An 18,119-nucleotide genomic window follows, 5' to 3' on the forward strand; every position below is an offset into this window, starting at 1 on the left:
GACATGGAAGGTGTTTTTCGAGTGGGGCTTAAGAGGTACGAGGAGCCCTGTCGTTCGGTGGTCGAGGTGGTGGAAGCAGCCGGAGGTTTTGGTTCCGTAGGGGCGGCGACCCGTGCTTTTGTGAAACCGAACGTGGTTTGTTGGACTTCGGCAACGCCCTTTCCCAAATGGGGTGTGATCACCACGAGTCGGGTTGTGGAAGACGTGGTGCGCTGCCTCAAGGACGCGGGTGTCGGTACCATCGTCCTGGGGGAAGGACTCGTGAATTTAAACCCCAAAGACAAAGGCTTGGCGGAAAGAGCCTTCCGTGCTTTGGGCTATGAGACGCTGGCGCGGCGTTACGGAATCCAGGTGGTGGATGTGTTTCAAAGACCGTTTCGTAAGGTGTCTGTCGGCGACGGTGTGGAACTGGCCTTCAATGTGGACGCTTTGGAAAGCGATCTCATTGTGAACCTTCCCGTGCTCAAAACCCATGCCCAGACCGTGGTAAGTCTGGGGATCAAGAACCTGAAAGGGCTCATCGATTTGGCCTCGCGCAAGCGCTGCCACAGCCCGAATCCCGAGTGGAACCTTCATCGCATGGTCGCCGCTTTGCCCAAAGGCCTTCCTCCCGTTTTTACCGTCATCGACGGTATCTACAGCAACGAACGAGGGCCGGGCTTTGATGGCACGGCCCATCGCATGAATGTTCTCGTGGCTTCTCGGGATTTGCTTTCGGCGGACCTGGTGGGGGCGGCTCTGTTGGGATATGAGGCTCACCAGGTTCCGCACCTGGAGTGGGCGACGAAAGAGGCCGGCCGACCGGGGGATCTTTCCGACGTTATGGTGTGCGGAGAATCCCTGGAATCTTTACGACACCCTCACGCCTACGCCTTTGAATATACTCCGGACGGATCCCTGCCCAAGGTCATGGCCGGTTTCGGGATTCAAGGCATAACCTATCGCAAATACGATGAGACCTTGTGTACCTATTGTTCGTTTCTGAACGGACTGATACTCACGGCGGTGGCTCGAGCCTGGCAAGGGACCCCTTGGGACGATGTGGAGGTGCTCACCGGCAAAGCCATGGATCCCACACCGGGGAAAAAGCATACCATTTTGCTTGGTCGATGCATGACGAAACGGCATCGGAACAACCGGGCCATGGTCCATGCCCTGCCCGTACCGGGATGTCCTCCGGAACCTGCGGCGATCGCCCACGCCTTCCATGAAGCCGGTATTCTTCTGGACCCGGCCGTCCTGGAAAGTTATGCCGTGTACCCAGGAAGGTTTCTCAAAAGATACGCCGAAATGCCGGAATTCGAGGAAGCCTTTTACCAGGTAACGTAAAGTTTGAATGCCTTCCTAAGAATCAGACGCTGTGGAGGGAAAGCATGGGTCCTTACAGCCTGAAAAATCTTGACAGGGTCTCCAAGGTGAGGTGATGGCTTCCAAGAAAATTCGGCTGAGCCGAAGAGAATTTGAAGAAGTCGTCGAAAGGGCTGTGTCGCGCATTCCTTGGGAAATTCGCCGGCACCTGGACAACGTGGTGATTACGGTGGAACACCGGCCAAGTCCTGAGCTCCTTGAAGAGATGGGGCTTCCTTCCGGGGAGACCCTCTTGGGTCTTTATGACGGCGTGCCGCTTCCGGAACGCAGCCTTACCGAGCCTCCTCTGTACCCCGATACCATCTACATCTTTCAAGACCCTTTAGAAAGACTGTGCAGCACTCGGGAGGAACTCATCGAGGAAATCGAGCTCACCGTGGTTCATGAAATCGCCCATGCCTTTGGGATTAGTGACGAACACCTCGAAGAACTGGGTTACGGCTGAAAAAAGAACGACGCCCATAAATCCTGGAGGGCGTCGTGACTAAAGCTCTGGACACACGCTCAGAGGGTGGGGGGAGCCAGTGTGGCCACGGTTACGGTTTGGGCATGAAAACCAGTTGAGGGTCCAAGTTATAGGTCCATGGAGCTCCCGAATTTTTCCAGCCGTTTTTCATGCGTTTACCATGGAAATAACTTTCCGTATCATTGATTTTGTCACCTTCAAAACCGTCCACGATGTTATAAACATTCGTAAAGCCGGCCGCCGCCATGCGTTCGATAGCCTTGGCACTACGATGGCCGGAACGGCACATGACCAGGAGAACGTCGTCAGACTGAAACCGCGCTTTGACTTGGGCTTCGAAGTTGGGATTGGGAACTAAAGGAAAATCCTTCTTCTCTTCGTTCCACTGACCGGCCCAAATTTCGGAAGGAATGTTCACGGCCATGGGCGGATGCCCGACAAAGACGTATTCTTCGGGCGTGCGCACATCGAGGATTTTTACCTTTTGAGGGTCGGCCTTCCACATTTCGTAGGCTTCCAGGGCAGTGACGTACTTGTTGAAACTGGTTCTTTTCTTTTCGTCGGAAGGCACATCGGCTGCGATGGCGCTCACGGTAAAGACCGTAATGACGAACACACAAACCCAAATCCAGACACGTTGTTTCATTTTTCCCACTCCTGTCTTTAAGTCCCCCCACACTTTTACATTATATTTGACACGATCTGTTGGCTAGTCAACAATCAAAGTTATAGAAGACTCAGTGGACATGGCACGATTCAAGACGGACTTATCGGTCGGGAGGTGTCTTATGTCCGGCGGAAGGAAGCTGATAACCTTGGCGGCTGTGGGTTTTATGGTTTTCGTGTGTGTTGGGGCTGGAGCAAGCCCTTCTGAGGAAGAGCGGGCTCGGCAGCTAGGGTCTAATGCTGCAACTGAGCTTCAGAGGGTGTTGAAATCGGAGCTGATGTCGGCCATCCAGGAGGGCGGACCAGGGCAAGCCATTCGCGTGTGTTCCCAAAAGGCTCTGCTCTTGACACAAAGCATTCCGCGTCTCATGGATGTTCCGTCCATGACGGTTAAACGAACCAGTTTGCGGTGTCGCAATGAGATGAATCGCCCCGATCATCTGGAGACCAAGATTCTGAAAGAAATGGAAGCCCGCCTTCAGGCACAAGAAGCTGTCGAACCGGTTCTTCGGCTGGAAAACAAAGTCTATCATTACTTTGAACCGATTCGAACAGCCGGCGTATGCCTGACCTGCCACGGGCAAGAAGAAAAAATGCCCGAAAATATAAAGCAAACCTTGAACACTCTTTACCCTCAGGATCAGGCTCGAGGTTACAGCGCCGGAGAATTTCGCGGCGTGATTCATGTGACGATTCCTCAAGAGGTGGTGGCGGAACCGTGAAGGTCAACCTTCTTGAGTTCAATGCGAGATTTCCTGTGTTTCCTTGATATGGGAGGTACCGGGGATAAGGGTTTTGGTGGCCAGCACGCCTGGAAGTTTTCGAATGTTTTCGTGAACGAACTGAGAAATGGTTTCGGCGTCGGAACTGAGAAGATCCCGGTGCAGCTGAATCTTGACCAAAAGATCCACATCTCCAAAGACGCTGTGCACCTCCTGGACTTCCTTGAGATCCAGGAGTTTTTCCGTGATTTTTTCTTCCTTTTTGGCCTGCACGTTCATGAGGACAAAGGCTGTGATGGTTCGCCGCATTTCAGGGTAGTGCTGTCCATTGACGTCTTTCATTTTTTCTCGAAAAGCCTCCATGTCGTCGGGAAGAATGTCGTTGAGGCCGATGCCGTATTGGCGTCGTTCCCCTTTTTCCCAGAGCCTTACCGAAATATAGGCGTACAGGTCGGCTGTGGTGCGTCCGGGAAAACCGTCAACCAGGCGGGCTTTGGAAAGAAGTGTGGTGAGAGGACGGTAAATGTGGTTGTACCAATCCCTGGCGGCTTCCTGCAGCGTGATATCGGTTCTTTCCCGGCTTCGCAAGTATTCGAGATGACGTTGAATCTGGGCCAACAGACGATCATATTGGCCGGGTTCGGTGAGAGTGATGTCCGCGTGAAGGCCGGTGACATCAAGGAAATGAGCTCGTTGCCTGTAGACGGCGTCCTGTAAGTTGTCGCCGGATGGTATGAATTCCACGATATGCGCCAGAATTTCATCATGCCCTAGAGCCTTGGCGGCGGCGACGCGGTGATTGCCGTCCTCCACAAAGTAGACATCTCGAATCTGCCACAATTTCACAGGAGGCATCACCACACCCTGTCGCATGGCGTTCTTGATCTGTTCAAGTCGTTCCGAAGGCGCTCGGCTTTTCAGGTGAAACCGTTCGTCGAAATCCTGGTAGCGGCCGACGCTGCCCACAATTTTGGGCAGGGGCACCGTGCGCAGACCTCGATCCCGGCATTCATAAGCGCCGTCGTGGCGCTGAAGGTCATGCAGAGTCTCGGGTCCAGGGGTTTTGGAAGGTTCGGGTTTTCGAAGCCCTAATCGTTCAAGCCATCGTTTCATGGTCTGTATCCACAACGGACCAGCCGACGGTGTTCACAATGGTGGTTTCGCCGAGCTGAAGAAGCCTTTGGGAAGGCTCATGAAAGGGACGATGCACATGCCCGTGAATGAACCAACGGGGCTTCTGGGAACGAATAAACCGGACGAAACACTGAAATCCCCTGTGGCAGAGATCCTGCCCATCGCCGAAACCTCGGGGCGGTGCGTGAGCCAAAACCATATCCACACGGCCGCGCCATAAGAGTTTCAGGCGTGTTTTCCACACGATCCAACTCATTTGGGTTTCCGTGTACTGCACAGGCCCGCCATTGTACCACATGGACCCCTCAAAACCCACGATCCGTAAACCCTTGAAAGAAATAAGGCGACCATGCACATTGACGGCTCCTTGAGGAGGCCGACTGACATAGCGAATGTCGTGATTGCCCCGCACATAGTAGACGGGCACACGAAAAACATGTCCCAAGTACGTGAGGTATTCCGGCGGCACATCCCCGCAGGAAAGCACGGCATCCAGGGGTTGAAAGGCCCTTGGATCGGTGACGGGAAAGAGTTCCGGACTCACCGTATCGGAAACAGTCAAAAAACGCATGGGACAAAATCCGCTGGCAAGAAGACCTGCCGAGCTTGAATGGGATGAAGCGCTCGGGTGCCGGGTCCGACAATGCCTTGAGGTCACAGCGCGATCAATCACGCGCAGGAATGGATCGTTGCGTCCGCCCCTCAGCAAAAACCCGTCCCATTTGAAAAAGGACCGGCCCGGCGACCTGCGCTTCCAGGAAAATCATCACCTCCGCTTATTTCTCGACGGCGTTGAAAGCGATCGGGAAAAGCCGATCGCCCAGTCTCAGGGCGAACCGATCTTCGTCCAGAGGCTCAATCCATTGAGCCACCTGATAATAGGCGGGTCTTGAGAAGCGAGCCGGAAAGCGTCCTTGCCGAATGCGGCAATAGAGCACGTTCTCCGCTCCGACCCACAAACTGCGGGGATCCAGGATTTCGGTTTCCGCAAGATGCTTGAAGGTCAACTGCAGGTGGATTTCATTGGAGCCGTTGGTGACGCGATCGACGCGGGTGACGACAAAAGGCGTATCCGCCACGACGATGGGATACACTCGGCCTTGCCATTCAAGGACATAACGGCCGTCGTCGCAGAGACGCAGGCACTGATAAAAGGTTTCAAGAATTTCCCGGCGAAAAATGGGTCGATCTCCGTAAAACCAATCCCCTTCTCGATCCACAAGAATCAGTATATCTTCTCCGTTAGACGTCGTGGTCTCCGTTCGAATTTGGCTGGATTGAAGTGTGTCGTCGCTCATGATAGCTCCTTCGATGGCGTGCATGGGCTCTTGAGGATCAAAAGTTTTTGCGGCTGTCCAAAAGCAGTGTGACCGGACCGTCGTTGGTCAAATGAACGGCCATGGTTTCTTGAAAGATTCCGGTGGCAACAGGAACGCCCAAAGCCTCAACTTCCTGAATGAAGGTTTCGTAAAGACGTCGAGCGGGCTCCAAGGGGGCTGCGTCCACAAAGGAGGGGCGGCGCCCTTTGCGGCAATCACCCCAGAGGGTGAACTGGGAGACGGCCAGGACGGCCCCGCCCGTTTCCAACACCGAACGGTTCAGTTTACCTTGCTCGTCCGCAAAGATTCGCATATGGACGATCTTTTCCGCAAGGTATCGGGCATCGTGGTCGGTGTCTTCGCGACCGACGCCGAGAAGCACGAGAAGACCTTTGCCGATGGCCCCCACGATCTTTCCTTGCACTTCTACGGACGCTCGAGAAACCCTCTGCACGACGGCTCGCATGAAACCTTCCCTCAGCTTTTTTGACCTTTTCAACCGACGCAGGATATAAAAGGAACCCGGCCCATGGCAAACGGTTTTGAGAAACAGGAATGAAGCCCATGCCCCATTCCCCTACGGTCCTTCTGGTAAACCCCTGGATCACGGATTTTGCCGCCTACGATTTGTGGGCGAAACCCTTGGGACTTTTGCTTCTTGGCGCCTTGCTGCGCGATGAAGGCTGGCGTGTCGTTTTCATCGATTGTCTGGAGCGGCACGACCCGGATACGGAAGGGCGTACCGACGTCCTTTCGGGAAGAGACGATGCCTTCGGGACGGGAAAATATTTTAAGACGCCCATACCCGTTCCTGAAATTTTGGCCGATTTGGGCCGTCCCTTTTTCCGCTACGGAATTCATCCGGACAGCTTTCGAAAAAAGCTGACCGAAATTCCCAGGCCTAACCTGGTATGTGTGACCAGCCATATGACATACTGGTATCCTGGGGTTCAGGAAACCATTGGTGTGATTCGGGAGGTTCTGCCGGAGGTGCCGGTGTGGTTAGGAGGCGTCTATGCACGGTTGTGTTCCAAGCATGCTCGGGAAAAAAGCGGGGCTGACCGTGTCTTCAGCAGTGGGTCTTTGAAAGACGTAGCTTTGGCGTTGGAAGCATTTCTGGGGTATCCGCTGAAAAATGTCGAGGCCTGGGCAAATGTGACACGATCGTGCGTTCCGGCCCTGGATCTGCTGGTGCAGCCTACCTACGGTCCTCTTCTCTTAAGCCTTGGCTGCCCCTATCGGTGTCCGTACTGTGCTTCGTCGGTGCTGCAAAAGGAGAGACTCACCTTTTCGATCGATAAGCTGTGGGCCCAAGTGCTGTCTTTTCAAGAAAAAACCGGTGTTCGTGATTACGCCTTTTACGATGATGCTCTTCTGTTGACCGGCAAATCGGTTCTGGAAAGTCTTTTGAAAAAAGTGATGCAGGCCGGTCTTTCGCTAAGGTTTCATACGCCCAACGCCCTTCATGTGCGGGGTCTGACCGATCCGGCATGGTGTCGACTTCTTTTTGAAGCAGGTTTTGTCACTCTACGGTTGGGTTTGGAAACTACGCGAGGAGAGCGACAGAGACAATGGGGCGGCAAAACCGATCTCAAAATGTTTTATCAGGCCATGGAAAATCTTTTTCGAGCGGGCTTTTCTTCCAAAAATATCGGGGTCTACCTCTTGGCGGGCGTTCCGGAACAAACCCCGGAAGAAGTGGCGGAAGCCATCGAAGTGGTCCGCGACGCCGAAGCCCAACCTTTTGTGGCGGAATTTTCGCCGATTCCTGGAACCGCGCTGTGGAATAGAGCCGTAAAGATCAGCGCCTTTCCTTTGCTAGACGAACCTTTGACTCATAACAATTCTTTATTTGCGTGCCGGCGTTCCGATTTTACCCTGGAAGACCTCTCGGCTTTAAAGAAGCTCGCGCGGGACGCACGACGTAGGCTCGCATCCTAGACCCCTTCCTTCGTGAAATATTTCTTGACCGCCTTTGGCAACGGCGGTATACACTCCTTCCCATATCGGGATCCTGCCGAACCATGCCGTATTTGAGGAAGGGGGGATCCCTAAAAATATGGAACGGTGTGTGACAAGGATCACAATTCCCAAGAAGGGGTTGTGGAAACCATGGGTATTGTCGGTATGGGATCGCGCGCATGAATCCTTATGTTCCCGTTCTCATTATGTTCTTTGTGGCGGCGGCCACGGCGGCCGGCATGATCGCGGCTACCACCTACATCGGCCCAAAGAAAAAGTTTGCCGAAAAAATGGAGGTGTTCGAATGTGGCGAAAGCCCCATTGTGAACCCCAAGCAGAGATTCTCGGTGAAGTTTTATCTCGTGGCTTTATTTTTTGTGATCTTCGACATTGAAACTGTCTTTTTGTACCCTTGGGCGGTTTTGTTCAACGACCTTGGGTGGTTTGGTTTTGTGGAAATGATGTTGTTTGTGTTCATTTTGGCCGTGGGCCTTGTTTACATATGGAGAAGGGGAGCTTTGGAATGGGATTGAAGCTTTCGCGCTGGCAAGTCACGCGCGATCTTGTGGCGAGACAGAAGGAAAGCACGGGGCCTGAGCGCCTTTTGGATGGCAGCGTGATTTTGACCCGGCTGGAAGCGGCGGTCAACTGGGCCCGCAAGTATTCCTTTTTCCTTTATCCTTTTGTGACGGCCTGTTGCGGCATGGAATTCATGTCGGTGGCCGGGCCTCGTTACGACCTGGACCGATTTGGGGCCGCTCTGCCTCGTTTTTCTCCACGTCAGGCTGACCTTCTCATGGTGGTCGGCACCATCAGCCACAAGCAGGCCCCCATTCTTGTCAAAGTCTACAACCAGATGGCGGAACCCAAATGGGTTTTCGCCTTTGGTGTGTGTGCGGTTTCAGGCGGGTTTTACGACAACTACTCCGTGGTTCAGGGCATTGACACTCTAATTCCTGTGGACATTTATGTTCCGGGATGCCCGCCGCGCCCGGAGATGGTTTTAGATGGTTTGTTGCAGCTGCAGCAGAAGGTCAAGGAGGAGCGGTGGTCGGATTGGCCGCGGGGTGAAGCGCCGGTGAGCCGCTGTTAGGGCCGGTAGCGAACAAGGATATGGGGCTCATGGACGAAAGCGTCACGCTCAAAAAGCTGGCTCAGAAGTTTCCGGACGCCGTGGTCGGCACGCACCGATTTCGAGGCGACGACACGGTCATCGTCACCAAGGATAAGATTCGCGACATTTGTTTCTTTCTCCGGGACGACCCGGATCTGCTCTATAACTTCATGATGGACCTGACGGTGGTGGATTATCTGGGGCGGGAACCTCGCTTTGAAGTGGTCTATCACCTTTATTCCCTGGCTCACAATCAAAGGGTTCGCCTCAAAGCTCTAGTGCCCGAATCCGACCTCACCATTGATTCGGTGGTGCCGGTATGGATCGCCGCCGACTGGTTTGAGCGGGAGGCGTACGATATGTACGGGGTGGTCTTCCAGGGCCATCCCAATTTGCGTCGTATTCTCCTTTACGAGGGCTTTGAAGGGCATCCCTTGCGCAAGGACTATCCGCTGAAGAAAAGGCAGCCCCTGATCGGCCCTGTCAACTAACACTCCAATGGATAGGCGCCATGTCTGAAATTTCAAGAGACCTTCATACCGAACTCATGGTCATCAACATGGGTCCATCGCACCCGGTGACCCATGGCACGGTGAAGTTCCTAGCCACCCTGGAAGGAGAAACCATCGTGGACCTCGATGTGGAGATCGGCTACCTCCACCGAGGTTTTGAAAAGATGTGCGAAAACAGCACATGGCAACAGGTGATCCCCTATACGGATCGTCTCAACTACGTCTCTCCCCTGATCAACAACACGGGCTATGCCCTGGCTGTGGAAAAGCTTTTGGGAATCGATGTGCCCGAGCGGTGCAAGTATTTGAGGGTCATCGCCTGCGAACTGTCGCGCCTTGCGGACCATTTGACCAACGTGGCGGCTGCCGGCTTGGAATTGGGTGCCTTTACGGCCTTTCTCTATTTTGTGGAAGCTCGCGAACTGGTCTGGGATCTCATAGAAGCTCTGTGCGGCGCTCGAGTGACCGTCAATTATGTGCGCATCGGCGGCCTCAAAAACGATCTGCCGGAGCGCTTTGACGAAAAAGTCAAGCATGTCTTCAAAGAAGTGCGGCGTCTGTGGAAGGATGTGGACAAGCTCCTGACCAAGAACCGCATATTCATCGACCGTGTGCGGGGTGTAGGCGCCATCAGCGGGGAAGAGGCCATCGCTTACGGATTTACGGGGCCGTGCCTCAGAGCCTGCGGTGTGCCGTACGATGTGCGCAAAGCCCAGCCCTATCTGGTGTATGACCGCATGGATTTTGAGGTCCCTATTGGGGAAACGGGCGATAATTACGACAAGTACTTGGTGCGCATGGAAGAAATGCAGCAGAGCATGCGCATCGTGGAACAGGCCTTGGCGCAGATGCCTGACGGTCCCATCAATGTGCGACTGCCTCACGTGCGCATGGAACCAAAGGAAAAAATTTACACCCGCATCGACTCTCTCATTTACCACTTCAAGACGGTCATCGAAGGCATCAAGCCGCCTCCAGGTGAAGTGTACCAGGCTGTGGAAGGCGGAAACGGTGAGTTGGGGTTTTATCTGGTGAGCGACGGCAGCGGCAAACCGGTCAAGTGCCGAGTGAGACCGCCCTGCTTTGCTTTGACCGCCGCCATGCCGAGGCTGGTCAAAGGCCGGTTGCTTGCGGATATCGTCCCCACATTTGACATGATCAACATGATCGGCGGAGAATGCGATAGATAGCCATGGCTGCAGATCTTATCGAATCCGTTGCCAAGATCCTCTTCATCTTCGCGGTCAACGTGGGCGTTTTCGCGCCCATTTTGGGGTGGGTGGAGAGAAAGCAGAGCGCCGTGATGCAGGATCGTATCGGCGCCAACCGAGCTGACATTTTGGGTTTTACGGCCATCGGATTGTTCCATTCCCTCGCCGATGCCATCAAGCTGCTCACCAAGGAAGATTTCGTTCCCGCCAACGCCAACAAGTTCTTTCACACTCTGGCGCCTTTTATTTCTCTGGTTCCCGCCATCGCCGCGTTCGCCATTGTGCCTTTCGGCGGTCGTTACGAACTGTTCGGCCACGAGGTACATTTGGTCATTGCGGACCTGGATGTCGGCATTCTTTACGTGTTCGCTTTAGCCGGTTTGGCTACCTACGGGACGGTGCTGGCGGGATGGTCTTCTCGAAGCAACTGGTCTCTTTTGGGTGGTCTTCGGGCCTCGGCCCAGATGCTTTCCTATGAAGTGGCCATGGGGCTGAGCATCATCGGTCTCATTATGGTCTATGGAACCCTTAAACTTACGGAAATCGGCGCTATTCAAGAGGACTTCTTCCGCTGGGGAATCTTTCTGCAACCCCTAGGGTTCATCATTTTCATGACTTGCGCTATTGCGGAAAACAAGCGCATTCCCTTTGACATTCCGGAAGCGGAATCGGAGCTGGTGGCTGGGTATTTCACGGAATACAGCGGCATGAAGTTCGTCATGTTTTGGATGGCTGAGTTTTTGGAGATGGTAACCATCAGTGCCGTGGTGACCACACTCTTTTTCGGCGCTTGGCACATCCCCTTTGTGACGGACGCCATGCTGCTGAGTTGGTTTCAGTTTGCGGGGCCCAACGGCGCCGCCGCCTTGGCCATGTTGGTCAACATTGCGGTCTTTTTTACGAAGGTGTCTTTCTTCATCTGGCTGCAAATGACCATCCGGTGGACGCTTCCGCGCTTCCGATATGACCAGGTCATGAGAATGTGCTGGAAGATGTTGCTGCCGCTTTCCCTCATCAACCTCTCAATTACCGGGCTGGTGGTTTTGCTGCTATGAGGACAACGACAGGTTTGGAGCACACCGTGACTTCCGTGCAGGTGGGCATTCCCGCGGCGGTCTTGAAGCCCAAAAAGGTGCGGCGTCGCCTGGACATGACCTTGTGGGAAAAGCTCTATGTGGCCGAAATCGTGCGCGGGCTGGTGGTGACCAGCAAGCATTTCTTCATCAACATGATCGGCTTCATCTTTCCTCCGGCCGGAAAGAAGCGCAAAATCTTTACGGTCTATTACCCGGAAGAGAAACTCACACTGCCTCCAGCCTATCGTGGCCGGCCCGTGTTGGTGGCCGATGCCCAGGGCAAGGAGAAGTGCGTGGCCTGCGGATTGTGCGAGAAGATGTGCCCGGCCCATGCCATCTCGATCGTGGCGGCCGAAAAGGCTCCGGGAGAGAGGTATCCGGAGCGGTACACTTTGGATTTAGGTCGTTGCGTGTATTGTGGGTATTGTGAAGAGGTATGCCCTAAGGAAGCCATTGTGATGAGCGATGAATACCAGGGGCTCGCGCAGAGGGAACGCAGCCGGCTGGTCTTCCAAAAGGAGCAGTTGTTGAGGCCGGAGTCGAAGGTCAAGGCGCGTCTTTCTTATGTGAGAAGGATATACTCCAAATGGAACTACTGATCTTCTATGCCTTTTGCGTGGGGGCGGTGGTTTCGGCCCTGCTGATGGTGACCACCAAGCGGCCGGTGCGTGCGGCCATGAGCCTAGTGGCGACCATGTCCTTTTTGGCGGGCCTTTATGCTCTGCTAAACGCCCACCTGATCGCGGTGCTGCAGCTGATCGTTTATGCCGGCGCCATCATGGTGTTGTTCTTGTTTGTGATCATGCTTTTGAACATAGAAGAAAAAGAGGGAAAGCTCGCCAAGAATGTCTTTTTCATTCAGTTGGCGGGAACCGTTGTGGTGGGCGTTCTCCTGGTCGCCATGGTCGTGGTCATGAATCGACTGGGACCTTCGGTGACGGCGGTGGAAGTGGATCCCAGCTTCGGGACCACCAAAGCGGTGGGCTGGATGCTTTTCACCAAGTACCTGCTGCCCTTTGAAATAGCGTCCGTGTTGTTGCTTGCGGCCATCGTGGGAGCGGTGATTCTAGCCAAGAGGAGGATAGGTAATTCGGGGGCCTAGGGTGGGGCCGCTGAATTATCGGGTGGAGCCTATGGTTTCGTTAAACGCATACCTGGTGCTGGGCGCTGTGTTGTTTTCCATCGGTGCGGTGGGCGTTCTGGCGCATCGCAATGCGCTGATCATCTACATGTGCATTGAACTGATGCTCAACGCCGTGAACCTCACTATTGTGGCTTATTCACGGTTTCTTAACAGTCTGGACGGTCACGTCTATGTCTTCATGATCATGACCGTGGCTGCGGCTGAGGCTGCTGTGGGGTTGGCAATCCTCATCGCCCTTTTCCGCAACAAGCCGACCGTCGATGTGGACGAAATCAATCTAAGCAAAGGTTAGGAAGGACGTGGAAACTATTTACTCGATCAAACCCTTGCTGGCCGTGCTGGTGTCTCTTCTGGCGGTGCCTCTGATCGTCAAAACCGGGGAGAAGAATCCAAATCTTAGGGAATTCTGGTCGGTTTTGGCCGGGGTTCTGAAGTTTTCCATCGTCGTGTCCATGGTGCCGACGATCTTGTCCGGGCACACCATCGAGTGCATCTTAGTGGAAGGCTTTTACAAGGGAATCGATCTAAAGTTCCGAGTGGATGCCTTCGGCCTGCTTTTCGCGACCGTCTCTTCCTTTCTATGGATTTTGACGACCTTCTATTCCGTTGGGTACATGAGAGCGGGGAAGGAACATTCCCAAACCCGGTATTTCAGCTGTTTCGCCATCAGTTTGTCGGCAACCATGGGTGTTGCCTTTTCCGCCAATCTTGTCACCTTGTTCTTGTTTTATGAAATCTTGAGCCTGGCGACGGTGCCTCTGGTCGGGCACAAGGAAACCGGCGAGGCTGTGGAAGGCGCTACCAAGTATTTCCTTTACCTGTTGGGTCTGTCGAAAACACTTCTTCTGGCAGGAGTCATCATCGTCTACATGACGGCAGGAACGACGGACTTTCAGCCGGGAGGGCTTCTGCGACCCCAGACCGGATCGACCTTGCTTTTCGCCTCCTTCTTCCTGTTTCTTTTCGGGTTCGCCAAGGGCGCTGTGATGCCCTTCCATAACTGGCTTCCTTCGGCCATGGTGGCGCCCACTCCGGTCAGTGCTTTGCTCCATGCGGTGGCCGTCGTGAAAGTCGGTGTGTTCTCGATCCTCAGGGTGGTGTTTCACATCTACGGTGTGGACCTAATGACCCGCATGAATTTGGGCATCACGGCCGCTTACGTGGTTTCCTTTACCATCATCATGGCTTCCGTCATCGCCTTGACGAAAGACAATTTGAAGGCACGGCTGGCCTATTCCACGGTGAGTCAGCTTTCCTACGTCATCTTGGGTGCTGTGCTTCTGACCCCGAGCAGCATGGTAGGGGGTATCATGCACATCGCCAACCACGCGTTTTCAAAGATCACCTTGTTCTTCTGCGCAGGCTCCCTGTACGTCTCGGCGCACAAGACGGAAATCAGTCAGTTGTCCGGTATCGGCAAAAAAATGCCGTGGACCATGGCGGCCTTTTTCATCGGATCTTTAAGTATGATCGGTGTGCCGCCGGCGGCCGGATTTACCAGCAAATGGTTTTTAGCTTTAGGGTCTATCGAAGCCCATGCTGTGCCGATTTTGATGGTGCTGGTCATGAGCACCCTGTTGAATGCGGCTTATTTTCTGCCCATCACCTACAAGGCGTTCTTTGAAAAGGAAAACGGTGCCCACGGTGCTGAAGGCCATGGCCATGGCCATGGCCATGGAGACGGGCACCATGAGGAGGTTCGGGAGCTGAAATTCGTCGTCGTTCCCTTGGTGCTTACGGCGATCATCTCGCTGCTCATCGGTCTATTTCCCGACTTCTTCCTCACTTTGGCCAAGGAGGTGATCCGATGATTCGGAAACTTGTTCTTTTTATCGGGGACCCGGCAAATTCCAAGAAGGTCAAGAAGATCGGGATCGCCATGCTGATTGTGACGTTCATTTCCGACTTCTTCGTCCATAGGGAACATGTGCATTACATTTGGGACCGAATTCCTGGATGGGGCGCTCTGTACGGGTTTGTATCTTGTGTGATCATTATTTTGGCATCCAAGTTCTATGGACATAAGTGCGGCATCATGAGGGACGAGGATTACTACAATGACTGAGTGGATTCACCCGTCCGTCTTCTACATTCCCGGTGCGTTTCTCCTTCCGTTCCTTCGGGGACGGTTGCTGAAGGCTGGAATGCTGCTGATTCCTCTTCTGGGCACGGCAGCCATGTACCTCATGATGCACCTTCCCCATGGGACTTATTGGACGTGGAATTTCCTAGGCCAGCCCATGTGCTTTGGATCCGTGGACAAACTGAGCATCGTCTTCGGCTGGGTGTTCACGATCATGTCGTTCATCGGGATGGTGTATGCCCTGCATGTGGACGATGTGGGGCAGCATGTGGCGGCGATGCTTTACGTCGGCGGTTCCCTGGGAGTCACCTTTGCAGGCGATTATTTGACACTCTTTATCTTTTGGGAACTGATGGCCTTCTCGTCGGTTTACCTGGTTTTTGCTCAAAGAGAACCGGAGGCTATTGGTGCAGGATTCCGCTACATACTGGTCCATGCGTTCGGCGGCGTGTGCCTGCTGGGTGGTGTGGTGCTGCACTATCTGCATGGTGGGTCCATGCTGGTGGGTCCGCTGGAACAGGATGGAAGCCTGGCTTTTTATTTGATGCTGATCGGCGTGATCATCAACGCCGCTGTGCCTCCCCTTCATGCCTGGCTGACGGATGCCTACCCTGAAGGAACGGTTACCGGATCCGTTTTTATGTCCGCCTTTACGACCAAAACGGCGGTTTATGTGCTGGTGCGAGTTTTTCCGGGCACAGAGCTTCTTGTTTACCTAGGCACCATCATGGCCCTCTACGGGGTCGTGTACGCCGTGCTGGAAAACGATGCTCGGCGCCTTTTGGCTTACCACATCGTAAGTCAGGTGGGTTACATGGTCACGGGCGTCGGAATCGGGACGGAAATGTCCTTGAACGGGTCGGTTTCCCACGCCTTTGCGCATATCCTTTACAAAGGACTGCTTTTCATGGGGGCCGGGGCCGTCATTCACATGACGGGCCGCAGGAAGCTGACGGAACTTGGCGGCCTGTATCGCACCATGCCTATCACCCTGGTGTTGTACATGATCGGAGGGTTCGCCATTTCGGCCTTTCCACTCTTCAGTGGCTTTGTCACCAAATCCATGGTGGTGGCTGCGGCCAGCTCCGACCATCGTCCTTTGGTCGCCCTGCTGCTGACCATGGCCTCTTCGGGAACCTTTCTCCATACAGGGCTCAAGCTTCCCTACTATATGTTCTTCGGGAAGGATTCAGGCCTTGAAGCGAAGGAACCACCTTCCAACATGATCTGGGCCATGGTGATTGCATCGTTTCTGTGTATCGGGATCGGATGTTTCCCTAAACCCTTGTATGATCTGCTGCCGTTCCCTGTGCACTTTGATCCTTACACCGGCGATCACGTGACAAGCGCCCTGGGTCTGCTGCTCTTTACAGGCTTAGGCTTCTTCATGCTGCTGAAGAAGCTGGATCCGGAACCGACCATCAGCATCGACACCGATTGGTTTTATCGTAAGGGAAGTCGGGTGTTCATGTGGTTGGCCCGCAAACCTGTGGCCACCACGGATGATTACGTAGGCAATATTTACCGAACATGGTTTGGACGGTTCACCCTGTTCTTCTCGGACATTCTGGCTCGTATCATGGATGTTCGAGGTATCGACGGCGCGGTGAACGGTATCGCTAATTTCTTTCTTGCGGCTTCACGAATGGTGCGCACCACGACAACAGGGTTTGTGCGGCATTATGCGGCGACGATGCTCATCGCGGGCATTGTCATTCTAGGCTATTACCTCTTTTCCACTTTGATGAGTCTATGATGAATGCTGCGAATTATCCCATCCTGTCGGTGACCACGTTTCTCCCCCTTTTGGGCGTGGTCTTGGTCTGCCTGATTCCAAGCCGGCATCGAAAGGCCATTCAATGGACGGCCTTTCTGGTGACCGTGGCCACGTTTCTCGTGTCCTTGGAACTTTATTTCAAGTTCGACACAACCACGTGGCAGATGCAGTTTGTGGAAGATGCTCCCTGGATTCCGCAATTCGCCATTCGGTACCAGATGGGTATCGACGGCATCAGTCTGCTTCTGGTGCTCTTGACCACTTTTCTCTCCGCCGTTTCCGTCTTGTCCACATGGACGGCGGTGACGGAAAGGGTCAAGGGCTATATGGCCTCTCTGCTTCTGCTCGAAACAGGAATGATCGGGGTCTTTTGCGCGCTGGATTTCATTCTGTTTTACGTCTTCTGGGAAGTGATGCTCATTCCCATGTACTTCATCATCGGGATTTGGGGAGGCCCTCGACGCATCTACGCTGCCGTCAAGTTCTTTATATACACCATGTCCGGTAGCGTCCTGATGCTTGTGGCCATACTGGTCTTGTACTTCATGCACTATGAGGCCACTGGAACCTACAGCTTCTACATTCTCGATTACCACAAGCTGGGACTCCCCGCGAACCTTCAGATCCTTCTGTTTCTTGCGTTCGCCGTGGCTTTTGCCATCAAGGTTCCCATGTTTCCGTTCCATACATGGCTTCCCGATGCCCATGTGGAAGCTCCTACGGCGGGCAGTGTTATTCTGGCCGGTGTTTTGCTCAAGATGGGCACCTATGGGTTCCTGCGTTTTTGTCTGCCCATTTTCCCTCAAGCTACGGTGTACTTTGTCCCCTTGATCCTGGCCTTGTCTCTTGTCGGAATTATCTATGGCGCCTTGGTGTCCCTGGCGCAAGACGACGTGAAAAAGCTGGTCGCTTACTCCAGCGTCAGCCACCTTGGCTACTGTATGTTGGGCATGTTTGCACTGAATGTGGACGGCATCAAGGGAAGCCTGATTCAGATGATCAACCATGGGCTGAGCACAGGGGCTTTGTTTTTGATCGTCGGTATCCTGTATGAAAGAAGGCATACAAGGCTCATTTCCGAATACGGCGGTATCATGAAAGTGATGCCCATATTCGCCTTCATTTTCCTGCTGGTGGCGTTCTCGTCCATGGGCGTTCCGGGAACGAACGGGTTTGTGGGTGAACTTTTGATACTTATCGGTGCTTTTCAGGCTTCGTTGAAGTTTGGGCTTCCTGCGACCATCGGGCTGATTCTTGGAGCCGTCTACCTTCTATGGACGGTCAAGAGAGTCGCCTATGGGCCCATTACCAAGGAAGAGAACCGCGTTTTGAAGGACATGTCGGCACGGGAATACGCCTACATGTTACCGGTTTTGCTTTTCATTTTCTGGATCGGGCTTTACCCCAAACCCTTCCTTAGAACCATGGATGCGTCGGTGACCCATCTTCTGGAATCCGTCCAGACACAGAAAACGGCGCATGCTTTCCAACACGGACCGGTGTGGCTGCAAAGTCTTTTTGCCAAAGTCGATCTTGAACAGCTGACAAAGGGCCAAGGGCGGTAA

General features: G+C 53.9%; 21 protein-coding genes. 16 read left to right on the forward strand and 5 right to left on the reverse strand.

Annotated features, from left to right (window positions below; translation table 11 throughout):
• Positions 1 to 3: 3 nt before the first annotated feature.
• The gene (locus tag WHS46_14240; GenBank protein MEJ5349837.1) at positions 4 to 1,329 is read left to right on the forward strand and encodes a DUF362 domain-containing protein; all 1,326 of its coding nucleotides are present in this window, start codon (positions 4 to 6) and stop codon (positions 1,327 to 1,329) included.
• 94 nt (positions 1,330 to 1,423) lie between these two features.
• Positions 1,424 to 1,813 (forward strand): metallopeptidase family protein, encoded by a 390-nt coding sequence (locus WHS46_14245; GenBank protein ID MEJ5349838.1) that lies wholly within the window; start codon positions 1,424 to 1,426, stop codon positions 1,811 to 1,813.
• Positions 1,814 to 1,904: 91 nt separating this feature from the next.
• On the opposite strand, the gene WHS46_14250 is transcribed toward WHS46_14245, so the two are convergent.
• Positions 1,905 to 2,480: a rhodanese-like domain-containing protein gene (locus WHS46_14250; protein MEJ5349839.1), complete on the reverse strand. Its 576-nt coding sequence runs from the start codon at positions 2,478 to 2,480 to the stop codon at positions 1,905 to 1,907.
• Between the two features lie 142 nt (positions 2,481 to 2,622).
• Between WHS46_14250 and WHS46_14255 the strand changes: the two genes are divergently transcribed.
• Complete coding sequence (locus WHS46_14255; protein MEJ5349840.1) at positions 2,623 to 3,222, forward strand: DUF3365 domain-containing protein; 600 nt, start codon at positions 2,623 to 2,625, stop codon at positions 3,220 to 3,222.
• Between the two features lie 18 nt (positions 3,223 to 3,240).
• Here the strand turns inward: WHS46_14255 and WHS46_14260 are convergent, their stop codons facing one another.
• From WHS46_14260 to dtd, 4 genes are all read right to left on the reverse strand, one after another.
• Positions 3,241 to 4,335 (reverse strand): Lrp/AsnC ligand binding domain-containing protein, encoded by a 1,095-nt coding sequence (locus tag WHS46_14260; protein ID MEJ5349841.1) that lies wholly within the window; start codon positions 4,333 to 4,335, stop codon positions 3,241 to 3,243.
• The gene (locus WHS46_14265; GenBank protein MEJ5349842.1) at positions 4,319 to 4,927 is read right to left on the reverse strand and encodes a metallophosphoesterase; all 609 of its coding nucleotides are present in this window, start codon (positions 4,925 to 4,927) and stop codon (positions 4,319 to 4,321) included. Before WHS46_14265 ends, WHS46_14260 begins: the two co-directional genes overlap by 17 nt.
• A gap of 205 nt (positions 4,928 to 5,132) precedes the next feature.
• The gene (locus tag WHS46_14270) at positions 5,133 to 5,654 is read right to left on the reverse strand and encodes a hypothetical protein (protein MEJ5349843.1); all 522 of its coding nucleotides are present in this window, start codon (positions 5,652 to 5,654) and stop codon (positions 5,133 to 5,135) included.
• A 37-nt stretch (positions 5,655 to 5,691) separates the two neighbouring features.
• Positions 5,692 to 6,141: a D-aminoacyl-tRNA deacylase gene (dtd, locus tag WHS46_14275; GenBank protein ID MEJ5349844.1), complete on the reverse strand. Its 450-nt coding sequence runs from the start codon at positions 6,139 to 6,141 to the stop codon at positions 5,692 to 5,694.
• Between the two features lie 98 nt (positions 6,142 to 6,239).
• On the opposite strand from dtd, the gene WHS46_14280 reads away from it, so the two are divergent.
• The 13 genes from WHS46_14280 (at position 6,240) to WHS46_14340 (ending at position 18,119) form a co-directional block, all read left to right on the forward strand.
• A complete protein-coding gene (locus WHS46_14280) occupies positions 6,240 to 7,616 on the forward strand; it encodes a B12-binding domain-containing radical SAM protein (protein ID MEJ5349845.1) in 1,377 nt (458 codons plus the stop codon).
• Between the two features lie 200 nt (positions 7,617 to 7,816).
• Positions 7,817 to 8,170 (forward strand): NADH-quinone oxidoreductase subunit A, encoded by a 354-nt coding sequence (locus tag WHS46_14285; protein MEJ5349846.1) that lies wholly within the window; start codon positions 7,817 to 7,819, stop codon positions 8,168 to 8,170.
• Entirely contained in the window at positions 8,161 to 8,730 is a 570-nt protein-coding gene (nuoB, locus tag WHS46_14290; protein MEJ5349847.1) for an NADH-quinone oxidoreductase subunit NuoB, read from the forward strand. Before WHS46_14285 ends, nuoB begins: the two co-directional genes overlap by 10 nt.
• A 29-nt stretch (positions 8,731 to 8,759) precedes the next feature.
• On the forward strand, positions 8,760 to 9,242 hold the full coding sequence (locus WHS46_14295; protein ID MEJ5349848.1) for an NADH-quinone oxidoreductase subunit C: 483 nt from the start codon (positions 8,760 to 8,762) through the stop codon (positions 9,240 to 9,242).
• A 20-nt stretch (positions 9,243 to 9,262) separates the two neighbouring features.
• Positions 9,263 to 10,453 carry an NADH-quinone oxidoreductase subunit D gene (locus tag WHS46_14300; protein MEJ5349849.1) on the forward strand — a complete coding sequence of 397 codons (1,191 nt, stop codon included), beginning with the start codon at positions 9,263 to 9,265 and terminating at the stop codon, positions 10,451 to 10,453.
• 2 nt (positions 10,454 to 10,455) lie between these two features.
• Complete coding sequence (nuoH, locus tag WHS46_14305; protein MEJ5349850.1) at positions 10,456 to 11,529, forward strand: NADH-quinone oxidoreductase subunit NuoH; 1,074 nt, start codon at positions 10,456 to 10,458, stop codon at positions 11,527 to 11,529.
• Positions 11,530 to 11,555: 26 nt separating this feature from the next.
• Positions 11,556 to 12,149 (forward strand): NADH-quinone oxidoreductase subunit I, encoded by a 594-nt coding sequence (locus WHS46_14310; GenBank protein ID MEJ5349851.1) that lies wholly within the window; start codon positions 11,556 to 11,558, stop codon positions 12,147 to 12,149.
• Positions 12,137 to 12,652, forward strand: coding sequence for an NADH-quinone oxidoreductase subunit J (locus WHS46_14315; protein MEJ5349852.1), 516 nt, complete (start codon positions 12,137 to 12,139; stop codon positions 12,650 to 12,652). Before WHS46_14310 ends, WHS46_14315 begins: the two co-directional genes overlap by 13 nt.
• 31 nt (positions 12,653 to 12,683) lie before the next feature.
• Positions 12,684 to 12,986, forward strand: a complete 303-nt coding sequence (gene nuoK, locus WHS46_14320; GenBank protein MEJ5349853.1) for an NADH-quinone oxidoreductase subunit NuoK — start codon at positions 12,684 to 12,686, stop codon at positions 12,984 to 12,986.
• Positions 12,987 to 12,993: 7 nt separating this feature from the next.
• Positions 12,994 to 14,505 (forward strand): monovalent cation/H+ antiporter subunit D family protein, encoded by a 1,512-nt coding sequence (locus tag WHS46_14325; GenBank protein MEJ5349854.1) that lies wholly within the window; start codon positions 12,994 to 12,996, stop codon positions 14,503 to 14,505.
• On the forward strand, positions 14,502 to 14,759 hold the full coding sequence (locus WHS46_14330; GenBank protein MEJ5349855.1) for a hypothetical protein: 258 nt from the start codon (positions 14,502 to 14,504) through the stop codon (positions 14,757 to 14,759). The genes WHS46_14325 and WHS46_14330 overlap by 4 nt, the downstream gene beginning before the upstream one ends.
• Complete coding sequence (locus WHS46_14335) at positions 14,752 to 16,533, forward strand: Na(+)/H(+) antiporter subunit D (protein ID MEJ5349856.1); 1,782 nt, start codon at positions 14,752 to 14,754, stop codon at positions 16,531 to 16,533. The genes WHS46_14330 and WHS46_14335 overlap by 8 nt, the downstream gene beginning before the upstream one ends.
• Positions 16,530 to 18,119, forward strand: a complete 1,590-nt coding sequence (locus tag WHS46_14340; GenBank protein ID MEJ5349857.1) for an NADH-quinone oxidoreductase subunit M — start codon at positions 16,530 to 16,532, stop codon at positions 18,117 to 18,119. Before WHS46_14335 ends, WHS46_14340 begins: the two co-directional genes overlap by 4 nt.

Origin of the sequence: Desulfosoma sp. (assembly GCA_037481875.1) — a bacterium.
Taxonomy (GTDB): Bacteria; Desulfobacterota; Syntrophobacteria; order Syntrophobacterales; family DSM-9756; genus Desulfosoma.

Excerpts from the sequence above, each read along its gene's own strand:
- WHS46_14240 (MEJ5349837.1), top strand. The coding sequence starts at position 4 with ATGGAAGGTGTTTTTCGAGTGGGGCTTAAGAGGTACGAGGAGCCCTGT.
- WHS46_14245 (MEJ5349838.1), top strand. The coding sequence starts at position 1,424 with ATGGCTTCCAAGAAAATTCGGCTGAGCCGAAGAGAATTTGAAGAAGTC.
- WHS46_14250 (MEJ5349839.1), bottom strand. The coding sequence starts at position 2,480 with ATGAAACAACGTGTCTGGATTTGGGTTTGTGTGTTCGTCATTACGGTC.
- WHS46_14255 (MEJ5349840.1), top strand. The coding sequence starts at position 2,623 with ATGTCCGGCGGAAGGAAGCTGATAACCTTGGCGGCTGTGGGTTTTATG.
- WHS46_14260 (MEJ5349841.1), bottom strand. The coding sequence starts at position 4,335 with ATGAAACGATGGCTTGAACGATTAGGGCTTCGAAAACCCGAACCTTCC.
- WHS46_14265 (MEJ5349842.1), bottom strand. The coding sequence starts at position 4,927 with ATGCGTTTTTTGACTGTTTCCGATACGGTGAGTCCGGAACTCTTTCCC.
- WHS46_14270 (MEJ5349843.1), bottom strand. The coding sequence starts at position 5,654 with ATGAGCGACGACACACTTCAATCCAGCCAAATTCGAACGGAGACCACG.
- dtd (MEJ5349844.1), bottom strand. The coding sequence starts at position 6,141 with ATGCGAGCCGTCGTGCAGAGGGTTTCTCGAGCGTCCGTAGAAGTGCAA.
- WHS46_14280 (MEJ5349845.1), top strand. The coding sequence starts at position 6,240 with ATGCCCCATTCCCCTACGGTCCTTCTGGTAAACCCCTGGATCACGGAT.
- WHS46_14285 (MEJ5349846.1), top strand. The coding sequence starts at position 7,817 with ATGAATCCTTATGTTCCCGTTCTCATTATGTTCTTTGTGGCGGCGGCC.
- nuoB (MEJ5349847.1), top strand. The coding sequence starts at position 8,161 with ATGGGATTGAAGCTTTCGCGCTGGCAAGTCACGCGCGATCTTGTGGCG.
- WHS46_14295 (MEJ5349848.1), top strand. The coding sequence starts at position 8,760 with ATGGACGAAAGCGTCACGCTCAAAAAGCTGGCTCAGAAGTTTCCGGAC.
- WHS46_14300 (MEJ5349849.1), top strand. The coding sequence starts at position 9,263 with ATGTCTGAAATTTCAAGAGACCTTCATACCGAACTCATGGTCATCAAC.
- nuoH (MEJ5349850.1), top strand. The coding sequence starts at position 10,456 with ATGGCTGCAGATCTTATCGAATCCGTTGCCAAGATCCTCTTCATCTTC.
- WHS46_14315 (MEJ5349852.1), top strand. The coding sequence starts at position 12,137 with ATGGAACTACTGATCTTCTATGCCTTTTGCGTGGGGGCGGTGGTTTCG.
- nuoK (MEJ5349853.1), top strand. The coding sequence starts at position 12,684 with ATGGTTTCGTTAAACGCATACCTGGTGCTGGGCGCTGTGTTGTTTTCC.
- WHS46_14330 (MEJ5349855.1), top strand. The coding sequence starts at position 14,502 with ATGATTCGGAAACTTGTTCTTTTTATCGGGGACCCGGCAAATTCCAAG.
- WHS46_14335 (MEJ5349856.1), top strand. The coding sequence starts at position 14,752 with ATGACTGAGTGGATTCACCCGTCCGTCTTCTACATTCCCGGTGCGTTT.
- WHS46_14340 (MEJ5349857.1), top strand. The coding sequence starts at position 16,530 with ATGATGAATGCTGCGAATTATCCCATCCTGTCGGTGACCACGTTTCTC.